The organism is Acinetobacter stercoris, assembly GCF_900323515.1.
Lineage (GTDB): Bacteria > Pseudomonadota > Gammaproteobacteria > Pseudomonadales > Moraxellaceae > Acinetobacter > Acinetobacter stercoris.
In genome coordinates this window covers 1-2,422 of record NZ_OOGT01000328.1, presented here as the reverse complement: position 1 = coordinate 2,422, position 2,422 = coordinate 1, and the positions used below count along the sequence as shown (strand labels likewise).

Genomic DNA, 2,422 nt, shown 5'->3' with positions numbered 1-2,422 from the left:
CTTATATGTAATGTTATAACATTACATAAACTAAACAAGGCAACTCTCCCATGCAACTGAATAAACTCACTTTATACATATTGGCATTGATACAACCTTCCTTTGCTTTTGCTGTAGAACAAGACATTGTAAAATTGGCAACGATCACGGTAAAAGCAGAAAAAAAAGACAAAGAAAACGATCCTGACCTTACAACTGTCAGCAAAGACCGCATCGAAAATGTTGCCACACTCGGTGATGCAATCAAGCATATCTCTGGTGTTCAAAGCAGCTCCTTTGGCCCAAATGCTGGCGGACCAGTGATCAGAAGTCTATCTGGAAACAGGGTTGGTATTTATGAAAATGGTCAATCTATTAATGGTATGAACTCTATTAGTGGCAACATCAACATTCCTTTTGATCCACTGTTTACCCAAAAACTGCAAGTTCATAAATCATCAGATGCTGTTCGTTATGGTGGACATGCAATTGGTGGCAGTGTGGATGTGGACACAGGAATTCTTTCAAAACAGCTAGAAGAAAAAAGTCATAGTCTTGATATTGCATTTAAAAAAGGATTCAACAATGTTGATGCCCGTGGATTAAAATTAAATATCAATAACCAGAAAAACCTGAGTACCAATATTCAGTTTTCTCGGCAAAACATTTCCTCTTATGACATTCCTGGTTATAGTAAAGCCAGCGTGTGTGATACAAAAATGTTTTATCCTCAAGGAGGATATAACGCCTTTCTAACGGGCGTATGCCAAATACATGCAATCCCTACAGTCTATAATACTGGTCACCAACCATTTATAGATAAATATGCAGTCGATAATTGGGAAAATGGTTATGGTGAATACTATGACTATGCCAAAGAAAAAAGATATACAAGTGACCCAATAACCATAAAAGATGGAGTTAAATATGTGAACACTCCAAATCCAAACTATAAACCTAATTCACCTGAATATTATACAAACGTAGCTAAAGACGTCACTCCTAATACCTATAAAAAACTCTGGAATAGCAATTTTGAAAATAAAAATCTGGCTATTGGAACAACCTACTTTCTGGATAATGACGCTGGATATATTGGTCTGGTTTTCGATAGAAAAGACACCGAATATGGTGTACCAGGTTTTTCAATGGATAACTTTAGGGATCAGGATGTTTATAGACCACAACCAGTTATTGTTAAAAATGAACAAAACCGTTATGCAGTTGAATCACTCTTTAAAAATCCTTTTATCGGGTTTGACAGTGTGCAGCTAAATGCATCAAAAATCATCAATAAAACAGGTGAATATCTGGGGGCATCCAATGCCAATACTTATAAATTCGATACCAGCACTGTAGAGAGCTTATTTAACCATTCTGCCTGGGATACATTAAAAGGGACTTTCGGTTTAAATTTTTCTACACGTGATGTCACAGGTTCAGGAACCAAACGCTACCTCCCAAATGTAAAAACAGACACCAAAGCAGTATTTTTAACCGAAAAACTGGCATTTAAATACTGGATGGTAGATGCAGGATATCGTTTTGAAAAAGTAGAGCATCAAGTCGCAAATGGAAGTTTTAAACTGTCAAATAGTTCAAGCAATAGCAAATTGAAAGATCAGGATTTTAATCTACAAAGCTATTTTGCTGGCTTTGGTCTCAACCCAACAGATTATTTAAGTTTTTATTTTAAATACAGCGATTCACAACGTGCCCCTGAAATAAATGAACTTTATTCCAGCAGAATACATTATTCGCAAATGGCACAGGAAGAAGGCAATCAGGAACTAAAAAAAGAATGGATGCATAGCCTAGAATTTACGACAAGCTTGCATTTCGAATCAGCACAAATCACGGGCACTGTGTATCAAACCAAATTTGACGATTATACCTACTTGTCTCACTCTGGTATGGAAAGATTAGGAAATAGATTACCACTAAAGTACTGGAAACAAGTTGATACCGAAATTAATGGCTTTGAGGTTGATGCCAGTTACAATTTTAATCTGGCTCAATTCGGCAATCTAAAAGTCTCTGCTTTTGCTGACCTGGTTAAAAACAAAATAGATAAAACACCTAAAGATGGTCTAGGAAACGAAGGGATGTTTTTTATGGAAATGCCAACCAATCGTTATGGTGCAAGCCTCGAATGGAATAAAGAAGACTGGAGTGCTCGTTTATCAAGTATTTATTATGAAAAAGCACAATACTTAGGTAAAAGTGTAAATCCAGAAGAACCTTTACCATCTTATAATCTTGTTGATTTATATGTAAATAAAAAAGTTTCGCTTAAAAATGCCGACTTTGATCTGTTTTTAAATGGTACAAACTTACTTGATGACGAAGCACGTCCTCAAAACTCACCACTAAAATATATTGCCCCACTTCCTGGTCGAGGTTTCCAGCTAGGAATAACCATGCATTTGTAAGATTTTATAGG

Annotated in this window: 1 protein-coding gene; it reads left to right on the top strand. The window is 36.0% G+C overall.

All coding sequences use genetic code 11. The features are described from left to right. Positions 1–50 precede the first annotated feature (50 nt). Positions 51–2,411: a TonB-dependent receptor gene (locus KPC_RS19125; RefSeq protein WP_121975901.1), complete on the top strand. Its 2,361-nt coding sequence runs from the start codon at positions 51–53 to the stop codon at positions 2,409–2,411. The last annotated feature ends 11 nt before the right edge of the window (positions 2,412–2,422 follow it).

What these genes read in the sequence shown, in the direction of transcription:
- KPC_RS19125 (WP_121975901.1), top strand. Translation starts at nt 51, where the DNA reads ATGCAACTGAATAAACTCACTTTATACATATTGGCATTGATACAACCT.